The following is a 19703-nucleotide window of genomic DNA, read 5'->3' as shown; positions in this document are numbered from 1 at the left end:
AGTCTATTTTTTTGGATAAACGAGATTAGCAATAATAGATTTTATAAATTATGGAAGTAAGGTATTATTTAGTGATGTTATGAGAGCAAACCGATATTGGAAGGATTGAGGATTTTTGAAGAAATGGAAAGCTTCTATACCCCTAATCGTACTAATTGTCGTCGCAGCCTTATTATTGGGGACGAATGTTTTTTCAACAGCCGATCAAACTACGAATCTAGACTCTATCCATGCTGAAACTCATCTAGCAGACGTTCCTGCCATTAAACTCCAAAAGACCGTTCCATCAGTTGAACAGGAGAAGGCAGTACCTGCTTCTCTGAGTGCTATTGCCTTGGATGAATCAGAGATTACTAGCTACAAAGAATTTGATACTGGGATTACTCAGAATGCGACAGTATCATTTGTTGACCCGTTACACTTAGGTAACGATGATACATCGACTTCACGTGCTGGTGATCATCGTGTCTATAAAAAAACAGTCTATGCCATTGATAAAATGACATCAGTTGCTATCAGCGTTGGACCAATCGATAATCAAAAATTTATTGTGAGTGCTGCAAAAGGGCATTCAAGCAGCAGCCCATCACAAAATGTTTCTGTTACTGGCGCATTATCTATAAAAGGGACTTATAATAGTCATGTTATAGAACTTGTTAAAGCCGCTTTAAACCTTTCTGCAAGCGGGACAGCTTCAAAAGCTTACACAGCAACTGACACGTGGACAGGTCCACCAGAAGGCTCCGCATACAACTCGCGGGATTATTATGGTGGGATTAACTACGATCAATATGATATAACAATCGTGAAGTATTATTATTATGATGAATACATAGGAACAACATTCGTTGGTACAACGTCTGAAATTGCTGGGTATACTTATTTGACTGAGGTATTGAAACCGAAAAACATTGTATTTTGCATAGATCATAAAGTTTAATAATAAAATAATGGCTGTCCCTAATCAGGGGCAGCCATTATTTTATCCACTCTTTATTTTTGTGAAAAACTTGCTGATCGCATAATACGCAGCACCGCGTACAGCGGATTGATCCTGCAGCTCGGCGAACAAAATCTTCAGTCGCTCGCGGTGATAAGGCAAAGTCCGGCGTGCGACGGATGTCTGAACCGCTTCCTCCAGCCATGTTTTCGCTCGGCTCATCCGGTTGCCGATGATGACAACGTCCGGGTTAAAGACGTTGACGATATTTGAAATGCCCGCACCCATGTACTCACCAATCTTATAGAACAAGGCGCGAATCTCTTCGTTGCCTGCTTCTGCTGCTTCAAGCAGGTCCTCCAAATTATCAAAGCCAAGCGGAGCAGCCTGCTCGAGCAGGGCATTCTCGGAAGCATACAGCTCCCAACAGCCTTCATTCCCGCAGCGGCAAGGCTTACCGTTATATTCAATGGACAAATGTCCGAGCTCACCGGAGAATCCAGTCGCCCCTTTATATAACTCTTTATTAAGTATGATGCCTGTACCAATACCAATCCCGACGCTGACATAGATTTGATGGGCGATGCCGCGGCCAATACCGTATTTTTGCTCGCCTTGCGCACCAGCATTGGCTTCATTATCTATGGTCACTGGAAGCTGGAACCGCTCCTCAAGCAGCTTCTGCAGTTCAACATGCTTCCACTCCAGGTTAGGAGCAAACAAGATCGAGCCTTGATCATCAACAATACCAGGAACACCTACGCCGATTCCGACGATGCCATACGGACTTACCGGTGCCTTGCCAATTAGTTCTTCAATACATTGAACGAGTTCCTTAAGGGTAAACTCAAGCTGATGCTTCTTGAGGCTCTTCTGCAATTCCGCAATAACATTGCCTTCAAGGTCGGAAAGCACACCGCGAATATAGTTAACGCCGAGGTCAATGCCTACAGCATAACCCGCTTGTCCGTTGAACAGCAGCATAACCGGTTTGCGGCCGCCGCTTGATTCCCCAGGACCAATCTCTATTATAAGATGACTGTCGATCAAATCTTGCACCAAGTTGGAGACAGTCGCTTTATTCAGCCCAGTAAGCTCGGAAATTTGCGCCCGTGAGAGAGGGGCATTTTTCAGCACGGCCTCGAGCACGATGGAAGTGTTTATTTTTTTGATAAGTGTCAAATCGCCTGTCGTAGTCACTTTCAACTGCAATTGCCTCCGTCCATGTCGTCCATTCAGCCTATTGTATCAGAATTTGCCTAGTGTGGCTGTTGTAAAAATATTTTAACATAAAAACTTAGTTTGTTTAATAGACAAACTAAGTTACAGGTGCTATATTATTGGTGAGCGTTTTCAAAACACATTTTAGCTAACGAGAAGAGCACTCATACTCGTACATTTTAAAGGAGGATATTCATCTCATGACTTATTTCGCTAATATCGGCAAGATCCAATTCGAAGGTAAAGGTTCCGACAATCCGCTTGCATTCAAACACTATGATCCAAACCAAGTGGTAATGGGCAAAACGATGGAAGAGCACCTTCGCTTCGCAGTTGCTTACTGGCATACTTTTAACGCTAACGGTACTGACCCGTTTGGTAATGCAACAATGTTCCGTGGTTGGGATAAATTCGATGGTCTGGATCGTTCGAAAGCACGCGTAGAAGCTAACTTCGAATTCTTGGACAAAATCGGCGCGCCGTTCTATGCATTCCATGATGTGGATATCGCTCCTGAAGGTGCAACACTGCAAGAGTCGAACAAAAACCTCGACGTAATCGTTGCTATGCTGAAAGACCAACAACAACAATCCGGCAAGAAATTGCTTTGGAATACAGTTAACATGTTCTCGAACCCGCGTTATGTTCACGGTGCAGGTACTACTTGTAACGCTGACGTATATGCATACGCTGGTGCACAATTGAAAAAAGGCCTTGAAGTTGGGAAAGAACTTGGCGCAGAAAACTATGTATTCTGGGGCGGTCGTGAAGGTTATGAAAACCTTCTGAACACAGATATGGGCTTCGAGCTTGATAACCTGGCTCGTCTGTACCACATGGCTATCGCTTATTCGAAAGAAATCGGCTTCGATGCACAATTCCTGATCGAGCCTAAGCCAAAAGAGCCAACTAAACACCAATACGACTTCGACTCCGCTACAACAATTGCATTCTTGCAAAAATACGGCTTGAAAGACTACTTTAAGCTGAACCTTGAAGCGAACCATGCAACACTTGCTGGTCATACTTTCGAGCACGAAATCCGTACAGCTGCAATCAACGGCATGCTGGGCTCGCTTGACGCGAACCAAGGCGACCTGCTTCTTGGCTGGGATACAGATGAATTCCCAACGGACCTGTACTCGACTACACTGACTATGTTTGAAGTTCTGAAAGCTGGCGGCATCGGCCGTGGCGGCGTTAACTTCGACGCGAAAGTACGTCGTGGCTCGTTCGAAGCAGAAGATCTGTTCCTGGCTCACATCGCTGGTATGGATTCCTTCGCTTGGGGTCTGAAAGCAGCTGCGAAGCTGATCGAAGAAAGAATCTTCGACAACATTGTTGAGGATCGTTACAGCAGTTTCAAATCCGGCATCGGCGCAGAAGTTGTTGCTGGTAAAGCATCCCTGGCTTCCCTGGAAGCTTACGCAATGCAAAACAACCCAATCGTTAACAAATCCGGCAAACAAGAGCGCATGAGACTGATGCTCAGCGAAGTTATCTTCAGCGTTTAATCGCTGATTATAACCGGATAACGGGAGGATTATGTCAATGAGTTATGTTGTTGGTATAGATTTAGGTACTAGTGCCGTTAAGGCACTGCTCGTTGACAAGAATGGAACGGTAGCTGCGGAAGCATCCCGCAGCTATCCGCTGTTCCACGAGCATTCCGGCTGGAGCGAGCAAAAGCCGGAAGATTGGGTAACTGCTACAATTGAAGCTCTTCATGAGGTTGCTTCGGCTAACGGAATTTCTGCTGATCAAATCGAAGGCATCAGCTTCTCCGGTCAAATGCACGGTCTCGTGCTGCTGGACGGAGTAAACATGCCTGTTCGTAATGCCATTCTGTGGAATGACACACGTACAACGGAGCAATGCCGTGAGATCGAACGCACCCTTGGCGACAAGCTGCTTGGTATTACACGCAACCCGGCGCTTGAAGGCTTCACGCTGCCTAAGATCCTGTGGGTTCGCCAATATGAGCCGCAAGCCTTCGAACAAGCGAAGCTGTTTGTACTGCCGAAAGACTATGTTCGTTATGCTCTGACTGGCGAGCTGCACATGGATTATTCCGATGCTGCAGGTACGCTGCTGCTTGATGTTGCTGCGAAAGAATGGAGCAGCGATGTGCTGGCAGCATTTGGTCTGCCTGCAAGCTTCTGCCCGTCGCTCGTAGAATCGCATGGCCTCGTAGGCACGCTGCTTCCTGAGATTGCTGAGCGTACTGGTCTTGCGGTATCGACGAAAGTATTTGCCGGCGGTGCCGACAATGCTTGTGGTGCAATCGGAGCAGGTATCCTGTCCGAGGGCTTGACGCTGTCGAGTATCGGTACTTCAGGTGTCATTCTCTCTTACGAGAATGACAAGAACAAAGACTTCCAAGGCAAAGTCCATTTCTTCAACCATGGCAAAGAAAACTCCTTCTATGCAATGGGCGTTACTTTGGCAGCAGGCTACAGCCTGAGCTGGTTCAAGAAAACTTTTGCGCCTAACGAATCGTTTGATGAAATGCTGCAAGGTGTAGGCGAAGTACAACCTGGGGCTGGCGGACTTTTGTTCACGCCTTACCTCGTTGGTGAACGTACACCACATGCCGATCCGGCAATCCGCGCAAGCTTTATTGGCGTGGACGGCTCGCATGAGCGGATTCATTTTGCCCGTGCTGTTATGGAAGGGATTACGTTCTCGCTTAATGAGTCCGTAGATCTGTTCCGCAGTGTTGGCAAAACAGTCGATAAAGTCGTCTCCATTGGTGGCGGCGCGCAAAACCCAGTATGGCTGCAAATGCAAGCTGACATCTTCAACGCGACAGTTGTTGCGCTTGAGAATGAACAAGGCCCAGGCCTTGGTGCAGCAATGCTGGCAGCATACGGCTGCGGTTGGTTTGAGAGCCTGGAAGCTTGTGCAGACAAGTTCGTGAAGCATGCTGCTTCGTACGAACCACAGCCTGAAGCTGTTGAAACATACAAAGGGCTGTTCCGCATCTACCAGCAAGTGTATGCACAAACGCGCGGCATGAACGAAGCGCTTGTTGCTTACCGGGGTTAATAGCTTTACTATATAACGCGAGTTGATACCGTTTCTTCCAAGCAACTGGGAGGAACGGTTCTTTTTTGTGAATCATGGCTGTCTACGTTGGAATTCATCCAGCAAAATGGTGCCCCGAGACTGATAGCCTGCGTTATATTGGATTCTTTCCAACGAGATCGACTGGTTTGGACAAAGAGAAGGCCATTTTGGCAAAAGTTACTGGATAGAATCCAATGTAGCTAGTGTCTGTGGGAAATCGGGCGATTTCCTTTGGATAAATTCCAATGTAGGAATGATTTTGCCTAGTGGATTACTTCTTACCAATAGTACTACGCCAAAGACTTGTGAAAGTGCGGATTAGAAGTAAGGGGAATATAGAAAAAAAGGCCGTTCCCGGTCAGATCTGTGACGGGGTACGGCCTTTTTTGTGCATGTGGGGATTAAGACTTCGCTTCAGTCGACACTTCTTCTTTGCTGTCAGACACTAATTCCTTAGCAGATGTCTTGAATTCATGAAGCGTACGACCTACTGCGCGGCCAAGTTCAGGCAGCTTGGAAGGTCCAAATATAATCAATACCACTACAAGAATCATCATGAGTCCTGGGAAACCTACGTTTTGCAACATACGATCATCTCCATTCGATTATTATTAGTCTTGGTTATGATTGCTTGGATAAGCCGCTACTGCTTCGATCTCAATGAGCCAGTCAGAGTTGACGAGTCCGCCTACTCCAACGGTGGAGCGGGCTGTCTTGGTTGGGTTTTCTTTTGTATTGAAATATTTGGCGTAGGCTTTGTTCCATCCGTCGAAATCGAACTTGCCTTCTTTGGCAGCATCAGGCGCGATGTATACGCGCAGATAAGTAACATCTTTCATTGATAGGCCTTGCTCTTTCAGCTGGGTTTCGATGTTTTTCAGAATGCTGAGGCCTTGCGTCTCTGTATTGCCATATCGATCATAGATCGTTTTGCCCTCTTTGTTAATGACAGAAGGTACCGTGCCACTTGTCTCGAAGGTTGCAGTACCTGCAGGCATCGCAACCGCGCTTGAGATCGAGGACTGTGGGCTGCCGTAAAATTCAGGCTCATGAATCGGTGCAAGCGGATATTTGTTTGGTGTAACCGCTGCGTATACACTGGCCGTTGCGGCCATACAGGAGATAATAACGGCACCTGCAATAACTTTCATTTTACCTGTCATCTTCATCATTTGACCCCTCCTAGGTTATTCCTTCATGACGCGTTCATGGATGTCTGTGACAACCTCACGCGCAGATTCAATGCCGCCTGCCATCCAAGCGGTAATATAGCTGATATGTTCACCGGCTAGATAGACACGGCGGTCAGGCTTGCAGAGCACCGGATAGTTCGTTTTGCGATCATCCGCAGAGTAAGACACCCAGCTGCCCTCATTATATTTGATCGATTTCCAATTAACGGAGAAGGATGATTCGAATTCCTTATAATATTGCGGATGAATCTTCCCGCCTTGGGCGAGAGCATGTGCTTCGCGTTCCTTGAAGGACAATGCACCAATTGTATCTGCGTTGGAGCCTTGAGCGTAATAGCCAAGCAGCAAGCCTTTTTTGGCAAAATAGTTCGTAGGCGGGTAGTAGATCGATGAAATATCCATATTCGTCAGCGTATTGCCGCCGTAGATTTGGTCGTCTTCTTCCCAAAACCGACGTTTGAATTGCAGGCCGATCTTGCCGGCGTTGGCGTATTTCGTATTATTAATAGCTTTTGTCATTTCCGGAGACAAGTCATGCTTGATGTTCTTCAGCACGGAGAGAGGAATTGTACAGATGAGATAATCACCTTCGATCTGTTTCGTTTCTCCATTTAAGAGGTCTTTGTAGGTAACCTGTACCTTTTCTCCAACATGCTTGAATTCGCTGACCTCGGAATGGAACTTGATCTTGTTGCCAAGCCGTTTCTCGAAGGCCTTCGGAATGGCATCGATTCCACCAACGGGATGGAACATCATCATTTGCTGGTCGTAACTATATTCGCTTGAGAAGAAATTGCCGAAACCGGAGTTAATGATGGCTTTCATGTCGAATGGATCACGAATGACGCCGGCATCTAATCTGGATCCTGGTTCGTCCTTATAACCACCGCGGGACGAGCCTTTGTAGAACAAGTCGGCATCGAGGTTGCCCTCGGAGCGGAGATAAGCGACAACCTTCGCTTTCTCCTCTGCGGTAACGGGAAGATCGAGGCCCGGCTGATTAATCGCTTTGGCGAGCAATTCGTTGACAAAGCCTTTATAGTCGGCTTTAGCAGCCCGTTTCCGAACACGGGTGCTGGATAAAGCCCCGACATCCTCATTGTAATAGTAGGCACTATCATTGACGTTATTGAACGGCTCCATAATAATACCGAACTCGCGGCAATAATCCATCGTGACATGGAACTGAGGGATACGCATACAGCCTGCATTCAAATACATACCGTCATCAAAGCGTGCAACCTGCTTTTGGCCGCCGATCTCCGCCACCGTTGTGCCGCGGCGTACGGACCAGTTTCGCCCACCGGAACGAGCACGTGCTTCTAGGATGGTACAGTCATAGCCTGCTTTGCCAAGCTCATAAGCAGCTGTTAGACCAGCGACACCTGCACCGAGGATCACGATTTTTTTGCCGGAACGGCTCGTGCCTTTCAGATCCCAGCTGGATGGAGGCGTGTATTCGGCTGCTTTCAGCGTTTCCGGTGTAAACAGCCCCATCGTCCCCATCACACTAAATACAGCGGCTGCCCCGCCGATTTTGCCGACTGTCGTCAGAAATTGTCTGCGCGATAGTTCATTAGGTGTCTCTTTCGTTTCCATGCCCTTCAGCTCCTTCGCTTGATCGTTTGCTTCTCTCGGAAAAAAATGTAACACGGATTTTCAATCATTAGCCAACGTTTTGTTAGGAAGGTTGACATAAATAAAATTTATATAACCAATAAAAATAATCGATCGATTCATAGCTGTTAGGCAATTATAACCATTTATAGGTGTGTTTTGAGACGGGGAGTTTCATAAAAACTCAAGTTTTACGTGCACTTGAACATTCGTTCTGTTCGTTTTGTTACTTTATCTCATTTGGTACCTAGTGGCCTGACAAGGGCAATCAGTCCCATTGACGGAATTTGGTAGCCCTGATAACATCTCGTTCGAGAGAACTTATGTTAGATTTCCTTACATATTCGTTAGAGGAGGCGTCCGGCGATGAAAGACAAGGTAATCGGCATTGGAATCGTTAGCGACTTAACTGGTTTGACGGAAAGGCAAATTCGTTATTATGAGGAGAAGCAATTGATATTCCCGGGGAGGTCCAAGGGAGGCGCACGCAAGTATTCTTTTGAAGATGTGGATCGCTTAAAAGAAATTAATGATAAGCTTCGGGATGGCTTCCATACCTTTGAGCTTAGAAAACCGGGAAGGTTGTGCAGCGAATGAAGAAGATCGAGGAAACGATGACGCTGCTCTCGCATCTGACTGAGCTTAGACGTCGCATCTGGCGAAGTCTTGCTGTCGTACTGCTATCAATGGGGGGCGGCTTGTATTTGGCGCCTAAGGTACTCCGTTATTTGAAGAGTGTGCCACCTGGCTCCGAGATGACCTGGAATGTGTTCTCGCCTTGGGACGGCATTCGGATGTATATGTCCATTGCACTTGTTATTGCGCTTACGGTGTCGCTGCCGTATATTTTGTATCAGCTGTGGGGCTTTGTGAAACAAGGGCTTCATCAACGGGAGCGTACAGCCGCTTTGCGTTACGTTCCTTATAGTGTGATTTGCTTCCTTACCGGACTTGCATTTGGTTATTTTGTGGTTCTTCCAATGAGCTTCTCTTTCACTTCCAAAATTACAAAAAGTATGGACTTGGTCGAAACCTACGGTGTTGCTCAATATTTCGGATTTATGATGAATATCGTTATTCCGCTTGCCATTGCGTTCGAATTGCCCGTCATTGTTATGTTTCTGACGAAGATTGGAATCCTTACTCCACATATGCTTCATAAAATGAGAAGGTACGCATATCTGGTGCTTGTGATCGTCGCGAGCTTGATTTCACCTCCAGAACTAATCTCTCATTTGCTCGTATTTGTTCCGCTCGTCGTGCTCTATGAGATCAGTGTCCTGCTGTCGCGTGTGGTATACGGACGAAGGAAAACGACAGTGCTGGTTGAAGTATAATCCTATAGCAGAACAGCCTCGGCATGGATGCCGAGGCTGTTTTTTATTAAAAAAGTAAAAGCTTTAACCTTTTGTTCGTTAATTCGATTGTGATAGACAGAAAACGAGTAAATGCGGCATATTCGATGATTTACCGCTAGCGGAAGATGTTGGTTGTTATCTATATGTAAGATATACTGACATTATATCAGAGCAAGTCCAGAGGAGGGCTTCATATGCAATCAATATTCACTAGTAAATGGAAATGGAAAATATCTGTTAGTCAGCGGCTGACGCTATCCTTCCTCGTAATCGTTATTCTTATGGCGGGCAATGGTGCACTAAGTTTTGATCGGATGAGTAAGCTGACGGACAATGCACAGGAAATATCGCAGGTATGGCTCGCTAATATTAAAACGATCAATGAGATCAACTATTTGAATGAGCATATGCTGACCATTCAATACAAAATGGCGGGTGAGAGTAATCCGTTGAAACGTAAGATGCTGGAGGAGGATGGAGAGTACACGATTGTCATTCTGCAAAAGAAGCTGAAGGAATTCATGGCTCTTCCGAAATCCGGGGATGATATGAACTTATCGCGTAATCTGGAAGGCGAATGGAAAGCCTATCTGGCTTTATACCGTAATGTAATCCGCTATTCCAATCAAGAGGATAAGAAGTTAATTACCGATGCTTTGATGGCATCCGAGCAATCATTCAGTACGATGCAATCCTATATTAATACATTAATCCGGATGAATGAAGAAGGGGCGAAAGCAGCCGAGAAATCAAGCGAGAAGATTAACCGCGAAGCAGTATTAGCTATTGCTTGCAGTCTTGGCGCAGCGTTGGTGCTGGTGCTGGCTTTGCTGTATTACATACGCAGGACGATATCACTTCCGATCAAGCGTTCATCGGATGTGCTTGCCGAGGTGGCTGGCGGCTCCTTATCTGTCACAATTCCTAAAGTAAGGACGCGTGATGAGATTGGTGTTATGGTACATGCTCTTGATGAGATGGTTGTATCGCTTCGCGAAACGATGCAAAGCGTGCAAACGGCTTCGACCAACATCTCTGCTTCATCAGAGGGAATGCTGGCTGCTTCGGAGCAAAATGCAGGTGCAGTGGAGCAGGCGGCCGCGATGTTCAAGGAAGCAGCGTCGGGTTCACAGGAGCAGCTGCAAAGCTTTGAGGAAATCGGGCGATCTACAGAAGAGATGGCATTTGGTACGCAGCGAATTGCGGAGAGCAGCTCAATAGCTGCAGAGCTCTCATCGAAGGCTGAGCGGCAAGCGCAAGAAGGCACCGAGACGATTGGGCAAGCGGTTCAGACGATGAGTGTCATTAATGAGACCGTTCGGTCAGCTGCCGAGCATGTCTCGCTGCTTGAGAATCATATGAACGATATTGGCAAAATTACAGATTTTATTGGCTCGATCTCGAAGCAGACGAACTTGCTCGCTCTAAATGCGGCTATTGAGGCGGCTCGTGCTGGAGAAGCAGGCAAGGGATTTGCAGTTGTTGCAGAAGAGGTGGGCAAGCTGTCTGTGCAAACGGCGGCATCCGTATCCGACATCGCCAATGTTATTGGAAAGATTAAAGCCGATACGACAGTAACAGTTGATAAAATGAATGCCAGCCGCACGGAAACAATAAGAGGACTGGAGAATGTAAATGCTGCAGGGCAATCGTTCCGTCAGATTACAGCAGCAACCGGTGATGTGTCAGGCAAAATCGAGGAGGTTGCTGCGGCAGCTCAGCAGCTTGCCGCAAGCTCCGAGGAAGTATCGGCATCCATTGAGCAATTGGTGGAGATTGCTCATCGTACTTATGATATTGCAAGAACGGTTGCGACTAGTGCAGACAAACAAACCGCTTCGGCGGAAGAGGTTGCATCGGCCGCGAGCGGTTTGACGGATATTGCACAAGATTTGAACGATCAGGTGATGAAGTTCCGATTCTAGTCAATCGAATTATCGCTTGTAGCCACTCCATATCGATTCCGGCTTTACCCCCAGCTCTCCGGCTATTAGTTCGGCTGTGAGACGCTGGGGCTTTTTAATTTTACCATTCCGAATTTTCGATATGGTAGTTAAGGAAATGAGCGTCGATTGGGCAAGTGAAGTAGCTGTTATGTTCTTGGTTAGCATCAGCATACGTAGTTTATAAGCTGGGTCTTCTTCCCGTACCGGCACGGGCTGGAGTATTCCTGTCAGCAAGATGACGTAACCTTTAAATTCTTTATTGCCGGAGTAAAAGGGCTTAATGACAGCGGTTGTCATCCGCATCTGGTCTCCCACATGCAGACGAATCTCTGTGTTCTCCGTTGTACCATGGGTGCGGGCGTATTCCATGATACGGCGCAGCGGCTTGCGGCTCTCTTCTGCCACATGGTCGAATATGACCTGATTAATCAGGTTGGCCCCTCGCTGTTTGATTGGTGAGTAATACCGGTTAGCGCTTGTAACCCGAAACTGTTCCGACACTCCGATGCTCATTAGTACCTGATTATCCATTGCAAATTCTTCGATATATTTCTCTTCAGATAAGTCCTTACAAATAATAATAAAGCAGTTTTGTTCGTTTGAAGGGAGACGCCGGCTGGTGAACCGTACAGGGACTGAAGCGGTCGACTTCGAGATCAGTACTTGTTCAATCGATGGTTCATTTTCCTCGCCTAGTCGTGTCATGAGCCCGCCAAAGGAAAAACCTATTCTTAACAGCCCGTCAGGGTCAGCATCCATTAATTCGGATTTCTTGTACCCGGTTAACGTTGTGAAGGCATAATTTATATCGCGTATATACCATCGATTATGTTCCAACTCGACGATAAACATCGGATCACCTAATAAATAGAACACATTATCCATCTGAACGTCACCATCCTAGAAGTATTTTACAGCGCAAACCTATACATAACATCAAATGTCAATAAATATAACGTCATTTAGTATAACTACCATTATATAAAGATTTGCCGAAATAACAACACCTTTTGGTCAATAAAATGGCTGATGTTGGGGAAGCCTAACTTTCTGGAAGCAAATGAAAGGAGATGATGGCGATGAGTTCAGCAATATTATTTGATTTCGCAGACTCCTTCAGCGCTGCACTGGCTCGGGATACGCTGCAGGAGCTTGGCTATGAACCATTGATGCATGAAGGGAACCGTCTGCATATTCATGTGGATGGCATGGATTTAACCTCTGCGCTGGAAATTGCCATGGCACATGGCGGTCAGTTGGTGGAACAGACTGCAATCCAAAATGGTGCAGTAACGGATTCCGCCTATTCCATGAATGCCATTACGATTCCTGCGCATATCGTGAATGAGGACTGGGTAGAGGCCGAAGAAGCTCCTGGCTTGCATAATTGGGATGATGATGCGGAAACGAGCAACGAATTTCTGCCTGATCCCGGGGAGTATGGTCATTTCTCAGGGGATGTTCATATTTAGCCAAGCGTGGACAAAAGAAAAGCGCAGCATCAGCTGCTTAAAGCAGATGATGCTGCGCTTGTTCCTGCACTATGGCCTGTCGTGAAGGCAGCCGTAATATTATAGCCACCCGTATAGCCATGGATATCGAGTACCTCGCCGCAAAAATAAAGCCCTTGAGCAAGCTTTGATTGCATCGTCTTCGGATCAATCTCCTTCAGATGCACCCCGCCTCCTGTCACGAAAGCTTCTTCAATCGACAACGTACCGTTCACTGCAACAGGGAATTGCTTCATTTTTCTTGCAAGCTCGCGCCAAGGTTCTTTTGGAATATGATCAAACGTTGTATCGCCGCTGATCTCGCATTGACGGAGCAGAAGCTCCAGCAATCTTTCCTGGATATAGGTGCGCAGCACGTTTTTGATTGCCTTTTTCGGCTCCAGCTTCGCGAGCTTTAGAGTCTCATCGAATATCTCGGATTCCGAGCGATCTGGAAGCAGATCAATAGTAACCATTACGGTACTTTGCCCTTCTGCGCTCTCGGCAGCTTTCTTTAACTCTTTAACAACAAATTGACTGCAGCGCAGAGCAGCAGGTCCGGATAAGCCAAAGTGAGTGAAAATCATATCGCCTTCGTGGGAGACCAGTTTTTTGTTCTTTGCGTTCCAGACGCTCAGTGTAATATTGCGCAGCGATAACCCTTGAAGCTCTTTGCTGCGGATCCATGGCTCAGCCGAGGTGAGTGGTACTTCTGTCGGGTACAAATCGGTTATGGTATGACCAGCTTTTTTCGCCCAAGGATAGCCGTCACCCGTTGAACCTGTATGTGGAACGGATTTGCCGCCGGTTGCGATAATGACCGATTTGGAATGGATAACTTCATTAGATGCGAGTCTTATGCCTTGAACTGCACCATTCTCGTACAGCACTTCTTTCACTGGCATATTCGTGCGGATCTCGACGCCTTGTTCTTTTACTTTCCGAATCAATGCGTCTACAACCGTCTTCGCCTTATCTGACACTGGGAACATCCGACCACGGTCCTCTTCCTTTAAGGCAATGCCCATCCCTTCGAAAAAGGTGATAATCTCGCGGTTGCCGAATTGGTTTAAGGCACTGAACAGAAACCGTCCGTTCCCGGGGATATTCTTGATCAGCTCATCCATTTCATTCGCGTTCGTGACGTTGCACCGGCCTCCGCCGGATATACCAAGCTTTCGCCCAAGCTTATCGCCTTTATCTATAAGAAGGGTTGAAGCGCCTGCACCGCTGGCTGCAACTGCGGCCATCAAGCCAGATGGCCCCCCGCCGATAATAATGACATCAAACATCTTTTATTCCACTGCCTTTCCTACATATATAACGTTTACACTTGAGATACATTGTAACATTCTTTTCTAAAATAGAAGAAAGTATAATTGAATTATAATGATCACAAGTTCAACCATAAAGGAGCGAGGCACATGTTTCGGACGGACTGGCAGTTCAGCGGAGCAAATGGGGCGGAGATTTACGCAAGAGAGTGGCTGCCTGACGTGAAAGAGCCGCGAGGCGTCGTATGTATTGTGCATGGGATGGGCGAGCATGGAGAGCGTTATTCTTCAGTAGCGGAGAGACTGACAAGCGATGGTTATGCCGTATTAGCCCATGATCAGGAAGGACATGGCCGTTCACCTGGTAAGCGGGGACATGTTTCTTCTATAGAAGCAGCCGTTCAGAATACATCGCTGCTGATGGAGCAGGCTCGTAAACGTCATCCGCATCTGCCCTGCTTCCTTTACGGACATAGCATGGGAGGCAATGTTGCTATCAATTGCGCGTTGCGTCTTCAGCCCGATATTGATGGTCTGATTCTTAGCAGTCCGTGGCTGCGCCTTGCAAAAGGGCCGAATGTTGTTATGAAAGTGCTCGCCCGGCTGCTGGTTCGTGTCGTTCCAAGGCTTTCGTTGTCAACGGGGATCAGCCCCGATGATCTGTATCGTCCCGGATACGATCATGCCGTTCCGTTCATGGATGATCCGCTATGCCATAGCTCCATTACGATCCGGACATTCCATATTATGACGGACTCCGGGGAGTGGGCTATCGCACATAGCGATGAGCTGCAGGTTCCTGTATTACTGGTACACGGGACGGGCGATAAGGTAACTTCCTATGAAGCAAGCAAGGAGGTAGCTGGCCGTCTGCAGGAACGGTGTAAGTTTGTTACGTATGATGGTGGCTATCATGAGCTTCATAATGATATATTTGCTGTTCATTTATTAAATATTGTTACTAACTGGATTACAAAGCGATTGTAAAATAATGAGGGTTATGATTTAATCGGACTATCAGGGGAAAGACAGGTTATTTACAATAACATGACGCAAAAATATAGAATCGGTTTTGGGGAGACTGATCGTCTGTGTTAAAAGAATTGCTATTACAATTCTTTATTACGCTAGTACCTGCCTTTGCCTTTCAATTATGGCATAACTCCAGCCGATATTGGCGGAGAATTCCCGTCGTTATGGGTTTGTCCAGCTGTATTGCTATGGCATTGTGCATGATTTTTACGAAGGACTATTACGGCTGTGAACTGAATTTCAGGCTTACACCATTATTAATTGGTTCTTTGTATGGAGGACCATACTATCTTCTACTATTAAGCGGCGTGTATACTGCGCTTCGAATCGGATATCTCGATAGTACCGGGGAAACAATCGTATTTATTGCCTTTATGCTGATCTTTGTTGTTGGCATGCTGGCTGTAATAGGGCCATTCCAGCGGGCGAATAGACGCGGCAAGATCAGAATGGTGATGCGGCTCATTTCGGTTATATGTGGTTTTGTCATTCTATCCTTTACGGTCGCTTTTCTAACGACTGATATGCCCATGACTACGGAGTTTGTACTGCTCTTCCTACTCACATTAGTTATGTCTGTGTTATCAGCATGGATATCGGTCTATGCGGTTGAGAGCTATAAAGAGAATACTCAGCTTCATTATGATGTGAAACGGGTCTCTAACAGCTATCAGCAGGAAGTAGAGAAACTCCAGCAGTTAATTGATCAGACGAATATAGCGATTATCCTTGTTAACCAACATGGCAAGATCACCCACGTGAACAACATGGGAATCCGGTTACTGGCTGATGGGCAATATGAGCTTAGTGATATTATTGGACAATACTTCCATGAGTTTTATGACGAAGGAAAGCATGAAACGAATATCAGGCTGCTGCGTGAAGCCCTTCGAGGCCAAAGCCCTGTTCATGAATTTCTGCAGATTGAGGATAACAGCACCTTGCTTAAGACGGCATTTTGTATCCGCAACCTGCAAACGAATGTAGTCACAGGAGCGGTGCTGCTAGCACAGGATATTACGGAATTATCCTTGCTGCGGAATGAGGTTGGCAGGATGGAGCGGCTCAGTCTGATCGGGCAGATGGCTGCAAGCATTACCCATGAGATACGTAATCCAATGGCGGTTATTCGAGGCTTCGTGCAGCTCATGCGGGAGCGAAGCCCTGACAATCAGCAGGCATATTACCGCATAGTGATGGACGAGCTGGACCGGGCGAATATGATTATAAGCGACTTCCTGTCGCTGGCCCAGAACAGGGCGCTGACGATGGAGGAAGGCTCCTTGCATGATATTATCCGGGAAATGGTTCCGCTCTTAAACGCGGATGCTAATATGCGGGGTCAGACCATTGACGTGGAGCTCTGCGATTACATTCCCTTTATTCCGCTTAATGAAAAGGAAATCAAGCAGCTGCTCTTGAACCTGGCACGCAACGGCATGGAAGCCATGAACGAGAAAGGCCGTCTGTATATACATACGACTTACTTAGCTGACAGAGAAGAAATTGTGCTCCGAATTCAAGATCAAGGCATCGGTATTTCGGAAGAACAGAAGAAGCGGATCTTTGATCCGTTCTTCTCAACCAAGACGCAAGGAACAGGACTTGGACTTCCGCTATGTGTCAGTATCGTTGAACGTCACAATGGCCGAATTAACGTTGAATCCGAGCAGGGAGTCGGAACAACCTTTATCGTTTCGTTTACACGTCAATCGGCGTAACTTCAAACATAATGCTCGAGCTTAGCGCACATACTATCGTTGGAAGATCAGTCACACATAGGAGGTCCTCAACGATGGTACAAAACAAAAAAGGCAACTCAAACGAGCAATCCCAACAAGCAGCTAAAAATAAATCCGGCTCGGCAGCTCCTGGTGAGGCAGGCTTCGATAAGAAGCTGGATGGGCCAAACCGCCCTTCGATTTAAGGTCATCAATGAGTAAGGGCAAAGAGGACGATCCGTCACTTGATCCGTTCGAGATCGCCTTCCTTCCGGAGTTTCGTGAGGGAAGAGGCCCGCATGAGCCGTTCGTGAACGAACATGGCGTTGTAATCGGGGATCATGACTATGATTCGCCTGATTCACCGCTTAATCATTGGAGTACCGATACGGATCCGGCTGTAATGGCTGGTGACCAGTGGGTTCATCCTTATAAGGATATCGGGTTTCAAACCGCCGAGAACAGGGAATATTTCGAACAGGGAATCGAGCCTCAGGCGGGAATTTTTATGCATCTGGATAAAAACAGTGCTTACCGAGCTGGAGATCCTCTCCTCAGCACGGAAGAAGTGCCGCCAAAGCAACCGGAGTGAGTGCACTCCGGTTGCTTTATTTTCATGGCGGGCGGTATAATAGTAACTAAAATTAGGTTATTAAAAAGGAGTGTGTTTCAAATGTCGATGTCATTTGAGAGATATATGCTGGATATGGTTCAACCAATGCGTGATGACTTGACCCGAATTGGGATCAAAGAGCTTCGTACCCCTGAAGAAGTAGCGGAATCGCTGCCAGAAGCAAAAGGAACAACACTTGTTGTTGTGAACTCCGTATGCGGCTGTGCTGCAGGACAATGCCGCCCAGGCGTAGCTGAAGCGCTGCAACATGATATTACACCGGATCACCTGTACACGGTATTTGCCGGTCAAGATAAAGAAGCTACGGCTAAGGCTCGTGAATATTTTGCACCATACCCACCATCGTCCCCATCGATCGCTCTGATGAAAGACGGCGAACTTGTTCATTTTATCGAACGTCATCAAATCGAGAATCGTTCTGCTGCTGAGATTGCGGAAGATCTGACAAACGCATTTGACCGTTTCTGCCGTTAATTCGCTATTTGGGTAGAGGGGAGCCTGTGCTATGAGTTTACAACAGGAAATAATCGAGCGCTTCGGCGTCCAGTCGGAGATTGATCCAGCTGTGGAGATCCGGAAACGTGTAGACTTCTTGAAGGAATATGTGAAGAAGTCAGGTACAACGGGCCTCTTGATCGCCATCAGCGGCGGCATTGACAGCGCGGTTACAACTGGTTTATGCAAGATGGCAACGGATGAATTGTCTGCTGAGACCGGCCAGGAGTATATGACTCTTGGCGTGTTTCAGCCTTATGGGGAGCAAGTAGATATTCAGGACAGCTATGCTACAGCGGAAGCATTCCAGCTGAAGTATAAGGTGGAGACGAATATCGGCGAAGCGGTAGATGAGATTGCTCTTGAGACAGAGCATGCCTTCAAATCGATCGGGATGTCCCGCCATCTGAGCCGCGGCGGCAAAGGGAATGTGAAAGCTAGAACGCGGATGGTTGTCCAATACGCGCTGGCTTTTGATTTGAATCTGCTTGTTGTTGGTACGGACCATGCATCGGAAGCTATTACCGGCTTCTTCACGAAGTGGGGAGACGGAGCGGTTGATATTACACCACTTAGCTCGCTGAATAAGCGTCAGGTACGTCAACTCGCAAGCGTGCTTGGTGTACCGCAAAGCATCCTGGACAAAGCACCTACAGCTGGTCTTTGGGAAGGACAAACCGACGAGTCTGAGCTGGGCATTCTGTATGACGAGAACAGCGCTTATCTTGAAGGCAAAGAAATCGGAGCGGAAGCGCAAGCGAAGCTCGAGAAGCAATACTTGCGTACTGAGCATAAACGTTCCCCGATTCCGGGCGTCTGATCCAAGCGATGATTGCAGGGATCGGGCATGATGTGACGGATATGGACCGGATAGCTGCTTTGCTTGCGGGCAAGGCAGGAGAGAAGTTCCTGGGGCGAGTGTTAACAAGCCGAGAGCGGGATCTGGCTGCCGGCTATGAGGGCAAACGTCTGGCGCAATTTACGGCAGGACGATTTGCGGCAAAAGAAGCCGTAGTGAAGGCGCTTGGCTGCGGCATCGGTGCTAAAGCTGGATTTAACGATATAGAGATTTTGCGTGGGCCTGCCGGGAAGCCGGAATGTAATTTGTCCGGAGCAGCCTGGGAGCGGCTGGAGCTGCAGCGCGAGAGGTATCGCATTCATATTACGATTACACATGATCGTTCTATTGCTTCGGCAGTCGCAATTGTGGAACAGGTGGAATAGATAGAAAGGCTGATTCGTAAAGCGGCTGCTGCAGCCGCTTACGGATCAGCCTTTTTTGTTGTTCTGATTTAGACCTTGCCTGCAAGCCATTCGGCGAGGCCTTCAATCTGTTCATCCGTCAACCGATTCTGGGGTGGCATAGAACGTCCGCCATGCTTGATCTGTTCCACGATTTGGGGCTTAGTCATTCTTGCACCAACCTGCTGCAGGTTGGTCTGTGCTCCCATTCGTCCTTGCAGATCTGAACCATGGCAGCTGACGCAATTAGCCCGATAGACGGCTCCTGTCTTTTCAGGTGCGTCCATATGACTGGTTGAGATGGCAGAAGAGCCGGTCCCTCCATTATTTCCACAGGCAGTAAGCAGTACAGCGACGACTGTAGAGAGTAGAATTCCTTTGGATAACATTGTTGATCCTTCTTTCTGAACCTTTAGATTAAAATAAATCTAAATAGATGATTTAACTTCCATATGATTTTATCTCCATAGC

General features: G+C 47.2%; 21 protein-coding genes. 14 read left to right on the top strand and 7 right to left on the bottom strand.

Features of this window, described 5'->3' with window-relative positions; translation table 11 throughout:
- Positions 1-115: 115 nt before the first annotated feature.
- Positions 116-940 (top strand): hypothetical protein, encoded by an 825-nt coding sequence (locus AB4Y93_RS11000; RefSeq protein WP_441891798.1) that lies wholly within the window; start codon positions 116-118, stop codon positions 938-940.
- A gap of 42 nt (positions 941-982) precedes the next feature.
- On the opposite strand, the gene AB4Y93_RS10995 is transcribed toward AB4Y93_RS11000, so the two are convergent.
- Positions 983-2146, bottom strand: coding sequence for an ROK family transcriptional regulator (locus AB4Y93_RS10995; RefSeq protein ID WP_441891796.1), 1164 nt, complete (start codon positions 2144-2146; stop codon positions 983-985).
- Between the two features lie 215 nt (positions 2147-2361).
- Here AB4Y93_RS10995 and xylA point away from each other — a divergent pair, with 215 nt between their 5' ends.
- Both xylA and xylB read left to right on the top strand, forming a co-directional pair.
- Positions 2362-3675 (top strand): xylose isomerase, encoded by a 1314-nt coding sequence (gene xylA / locus AB4Y93_RS10990; RefSeq protein ID WP_167279289.1) that lies wholly within the window; start codon positions 2362-2364, stop codon positions 3673-3675.
- Positions 3676-3712: 37 nt separating this feature from the next.
- Positions 3713-5209, top strand: a complete 1497-nt coding sequence (gene xylB / locus AB4Y93_RS10985) for a xylulokinase (RefSeq protein WP_441891793.1) — start codon at positions 3713-3715, stop codon at positions 5207-5209.
- Positions 5210-5631: 422 nt separating this feature from the next.
- Here the strand turns inward: xylB and AB4Y93_RS10980 are convergent, their stop codons facing one another.
- From AB4Y93_RS10980 to AB4Y93_RS10970, 3 genes are read right to left on the bottom strand one after another with little or no spacing between them, the layout of a single operon-like run.
- Entirely contained in the window at positions 5632-5817 is a 186-nt protein-coding gene (locus AB4Y93_RS10980) for a twin-arginine translocase TatA/TatE family subunit (RefSeq protein WP_167279291.1), read from the bottom strand.
- 24 nt (positions 5818-5841) lie between these two features.
- Entirely contained in the window at positions 5842-6402 is a 561-nt protein-coding gene (locus AB4Y93_RS10975; RefSeq protein WP_441891791.1) for a RidA family protein, read from the bottom strand.
- Positions 6403-6417: 15 nt separating this feature from the next.
- On the bottom strand, positions 6418-8022 hold the full coding sequence (locus tag AB4Y93_RS10970) for a flavin monoamine oxidase family protein (protein ID WP_441891789.1): 1605 nt from the start codon (positions 8020-8022) through the stop codon (positions 6418-6420).
- Between the two features lie 384 nt (positions 8023-8406).
- On the opposite strand from AB4Y93_RS10970, the gene AB4Y93_RS10965 reads away from it, so the two are divergent.
- The 3 genes from AB4Y93_RS10965 to AB4Y93_RS10955 all read left to right on the top strand — a co-directional run bounded on the left by AB4Y93_RS10965 (position 8407) and on the right by AB4Y93_RS10955 (position 11323).
- Entirely contained in the window at positions 8407-8637 is a 231-nt protein-coding gene (locus AB4Y93_RS10965; protein ID WP_167279293.1) for a MerR family transcriptional regulator, read from the top strand.
- Entirely contained in the window at positions 8634-9377 is a 744-nt protein-coding gene (tatC, locus tag AB4Y93_RS10960; protein ID WP_441891787.1) for a twin-arginine translocase subunit TatC, read from the top strand. The genes AB4Y93_RS10965 and tatC overlap by 4 nt, the downstream gene beginning before the upstream one ends.
- A 215-nt stretch (positions 9378-9592) precedes the next feature.
- Positions 9593-11323: a methyl-accepting chemotaxis protein gene (locus tag AB4Y93_RS10955; protein WP_441891785.1), complete on the top strand. Its 1731-nt coding sequence runs from the start codon at positions 9593-9595 to the stop codon at positions 11321-11323.
- Positions 11324-11332: 9 nt separating this feature from the next.
- Here AB4Y93_RS10955 and AB4Y93_RS10950 read toward each other — a convergent pair whose 3' ends face one another.
- Entirely contained in the window at positions 11333-12229 is an 897-nt protein-coding gene (locus AB4Y93_RS10950) for a helix-turn-helix domain-containing protein (RefSeq protein ID WP_441891783.1), read from the bottom strand.
- A gap of 194 nt (positions 12230-12423) precedes the next feature.
- Here AB4Y93_RS10950 and AB4Y93_RS10945 point away from each other — a divergent pair, with 194 nt between their 5' ends.
- The gene (locus AB4Y93_RS10945; protein ID WP_441891781.1) at positions 12424-12816 is read left to right on the top strand and encodes a hypothetical protein; all 393 of its coding nucleotides are present in this window, start codon (positions 12424-12426) and stop codon (positions 12814-12816) included.
- A 29-nt stretch (positions 12817-12845) separates the two neighbouring features.
- Here the strand turns inward: AB4Y93_RS10945 and AB4Y93_RS10940 are convergent, their stop codons facing one another.
- Positions 12846-14126: an NAD(P)/FAD-dependent oxidoreductase gene (locus AB4Y93_RS10940; protein WP_441891779.1), complete on the bottom strand. Its 1281-nt coding sequence runs from the start codon at positions 14124-14126 to the stop codon at positions 12846-12848.
- A 132-nt stretch (positions 14127-14258) separates the two neighbouring features.
- Between AB4Y93_RS10940 and AB4Y93_RS10935 the strand changes: the two genes are divergently transcribed.
- From AB4Y93_RS10935 to acpS, 7 genes are all read left to right on the top strand, one after another.
- Positions 14259-15095 carry an alpha/beta hydrolase gene (locus AB4Y93_RS10935; protein WP_441891777.1) on the top strand — a complete coding sequence of 279 codons (837 nt, stop codon included), beginning with the start codon at positions 14259-14261 and terminating at the stop codon, positions 15093-15095.
- A gap of 104 nt (positions 15096-15199) precedes the next feature.
- The gene (locus AB4Y93_RS10930; protein WP_441891775.1) at positions 15200-16861 is read left to right on the top strand and encodes an ATP-binding protein; all 1662 of its coding nucleotides are present in this window, start codon (positions 15200-15202) and stop codon (positions 16859-16861) included.
- A gap of 74 nt (positions 16862-16935) precedes the next feature.
- A complete protein-coding gene (locus AB4Y93_RS10925) occupies positions 16936-17067 on the top strand; it encodes a hypothetical protein (protein WP_441891773.1) in 132 nt (43 codons plus the stop codon).
- Between the two features lie 8 nt (positions 17068-17075).
- Positions 17076-17453 carry a DUF3905 domain-containing protein gene (locus AB4Y93_RS10920; protein ID WP_441891771.1) on the top strand — a complete coding sequence of 126 codons (378 nt, stop codon included), beginning with the start codon at positions 17076-17078 and terminating at the stop codon, positions 17451-17453.
- Between the two features lie 81 nt (positions 17454-17534).
- Positions 17535-17969 (top strand): BrxA/BrxB family bacilliredoxin, encoded by a 435-nt coding sequence (locus AB4Y93_RS10915; protein WP_167279302.1) that lies wholly within the window; start codon positions 17535-17537, stop codon positions 17967-17969.
- 31 nt (positions 17970-18000) lie between these two features.
- On the top strand, positions 18001-18810 hold the full coding sequence (gene nadE / locus AB4Y93_RS10910) for an ammonia-dependent NAD(+) synthetase (RefSeq protein ID WP_441891769.1): 810 nt from the start codon (positions 18001-18003) through the stop codon (positions 18808-18810).
- Positions 18811-18818: 8 nt separating this feature from the next.
- Positions 18819-19214, top strand: coding sequence for a holo-ACP synthase (gene acpS, locus AB4Y93_RS10905; RefSeq protein WP_441891767.1), 396 nt, complete (start codon positions 18819-18821; stop codon positions 19212-19214).
- A gap of 68 nt (positions 19215-19282) precedes the next feature.
- On the opposite strand, the gene AB4Y93_RS10900 is transcribed toward acpS, so the two are convergent.
- Positions 19283-19621, bottom strand: coding sequence for a c-type cytochrome (locus tag AB4Y93_RS10900; RefSeq protein ID WP_441891765.1), 339 nt, complete (start codon positions 19619-19621; stop codon positions 19283-19285).
- Between the last annotated feature and the right edge of the window lie 82 nt (positions 19622-19703).

The organism is Paenibacillus sp. YAF4_2, from assembly GCF_052113225.1.
Lineage (GTDB): Bacteria > Bacillota > Bacilli > Paenibacillales > Paenibacillaceae > Pristimantibacillus.
This window is presented reverse-complemented; position numbering and strand designations above follow the sequence as displayed.

Coding starts and splice junctions, on each gene's coding strand:
- AB4Y93_RS10980 (WP_167279291.1), bottom strand. CDS start 5,817: ATGTTGCAAAACGTAGGTTTCCCAGGACTCATGATGATTCTTGTAGTG.
- AB4Y93_RS10900 (WP_441891765.1), bottom strand. CDS start 19,621: ATGTTATCCAAAGGAATTCTACTCTCTACAGTCGTCGCTGTACTGCTT.
- AB4Y93_RS10940 (WP_441891779.1), bottom strand. CDS start 14,126: ATGTTTGATGTCATTATTATCGGCGGGGGGCCATCTGGCTTGATGGCC.
- AB4Y93_RS10950 (WP_441891783.1), bottom strand. CDS start 12,229: ATGGATAATGTGTTCTATTTATTAGGTGATCCGATGTTTATCGTCGAG.
- AB4Y93_RS10970 (WP_441891789.1), bottom strand. CDS start 8,022: ATGGAAACGAAAGAGACACCTAATGAACTATCGCGCAGACAATTTCTG.
- acpS (WP_441891767.1), top strand. CDS start 18,819: ATGATTGCAGGGATCGGGCATGATGTGACGGATATGGACCGGATAGCT.
- AB4Y93_RS10935 (WP_441891777.1), top strand. CDS start 14,259: ATGTTTCGGACGGACTGGCAGTTCAGCGGAGCAAATGGGGCGGAGATT.
- AB4Y93_RS10975 (WP_441891791.1), bottom strand. CDS start 6,402: ATGATGAAGATGACAGGTAAAATGAAAGTTATTGCAGGTGCCGTTATT.
- AB4Y93_RS10915 (WP_167279302.1), top strand. CDS start 17,535: ATGTCGATGTCATTTGAGAGATATATGCTGGATATGGTTCAACCAATG.
- AB4Y93_RS10955 (WP_441891785.1), top strand. CDS start 9,593: ATGCAATCAATATTCACTAGTAAATGGAAATGGAAAATATCTGTTAGT.
- xylB (WP_441891793.1), top strand. CDS start 3,713: ATGAGTTATGTTGTTGGTATAGATTTAGGTACTAGTGCCGTTAAGGCA.
- xylA (WP_167279289.1), top strand. CDS start 2,362: ATGACTTATTTCGCTAATATCGGCAAGATCCAATTCGAAGGTAAAGGT.
- AB4Y93_RS10965 (WP_167279293.1), top strand. CDS start 8,407: ATGAAAGACAAGGTAATCGGCATTGGAATCGTTAGCGACTTAACTGGT.
- tatC (WP_441891787.1), top strand. CDS start 8,634: ATGAAGAAGATCGAGGAAACGATGACGCTGCTCTCGCATCTGACTGAG.
- AB4Y93_RS10920 (WP_441891771.1), top strand. CDS start 17,076: ATGAGTAAGGGCAAAGAGGACGATCCGTCACTTGATCCGTTCGAGATC.
- nadE (WP_441891769.1), top strand. CDS start 18,001: ATGAGTTTACAACAGGAAATAATCGAGCGCTTCGGCGTCCAGTCGGAG.
- AB4Y93_RS10945 (WP_441891781.1), top strand. CDS start 12,424: ATGAGTTCAGCAATATTATTTGATTTCGCAGACTCCTTCAGCGCTGCA.
- AB4Y93_RS10925 (WP_441891773.1), top strand. CDS start 16,936: ATGGTACAAAACAAAAAAGGCAACTCAAACGAGCAATCCCAACAAGCA.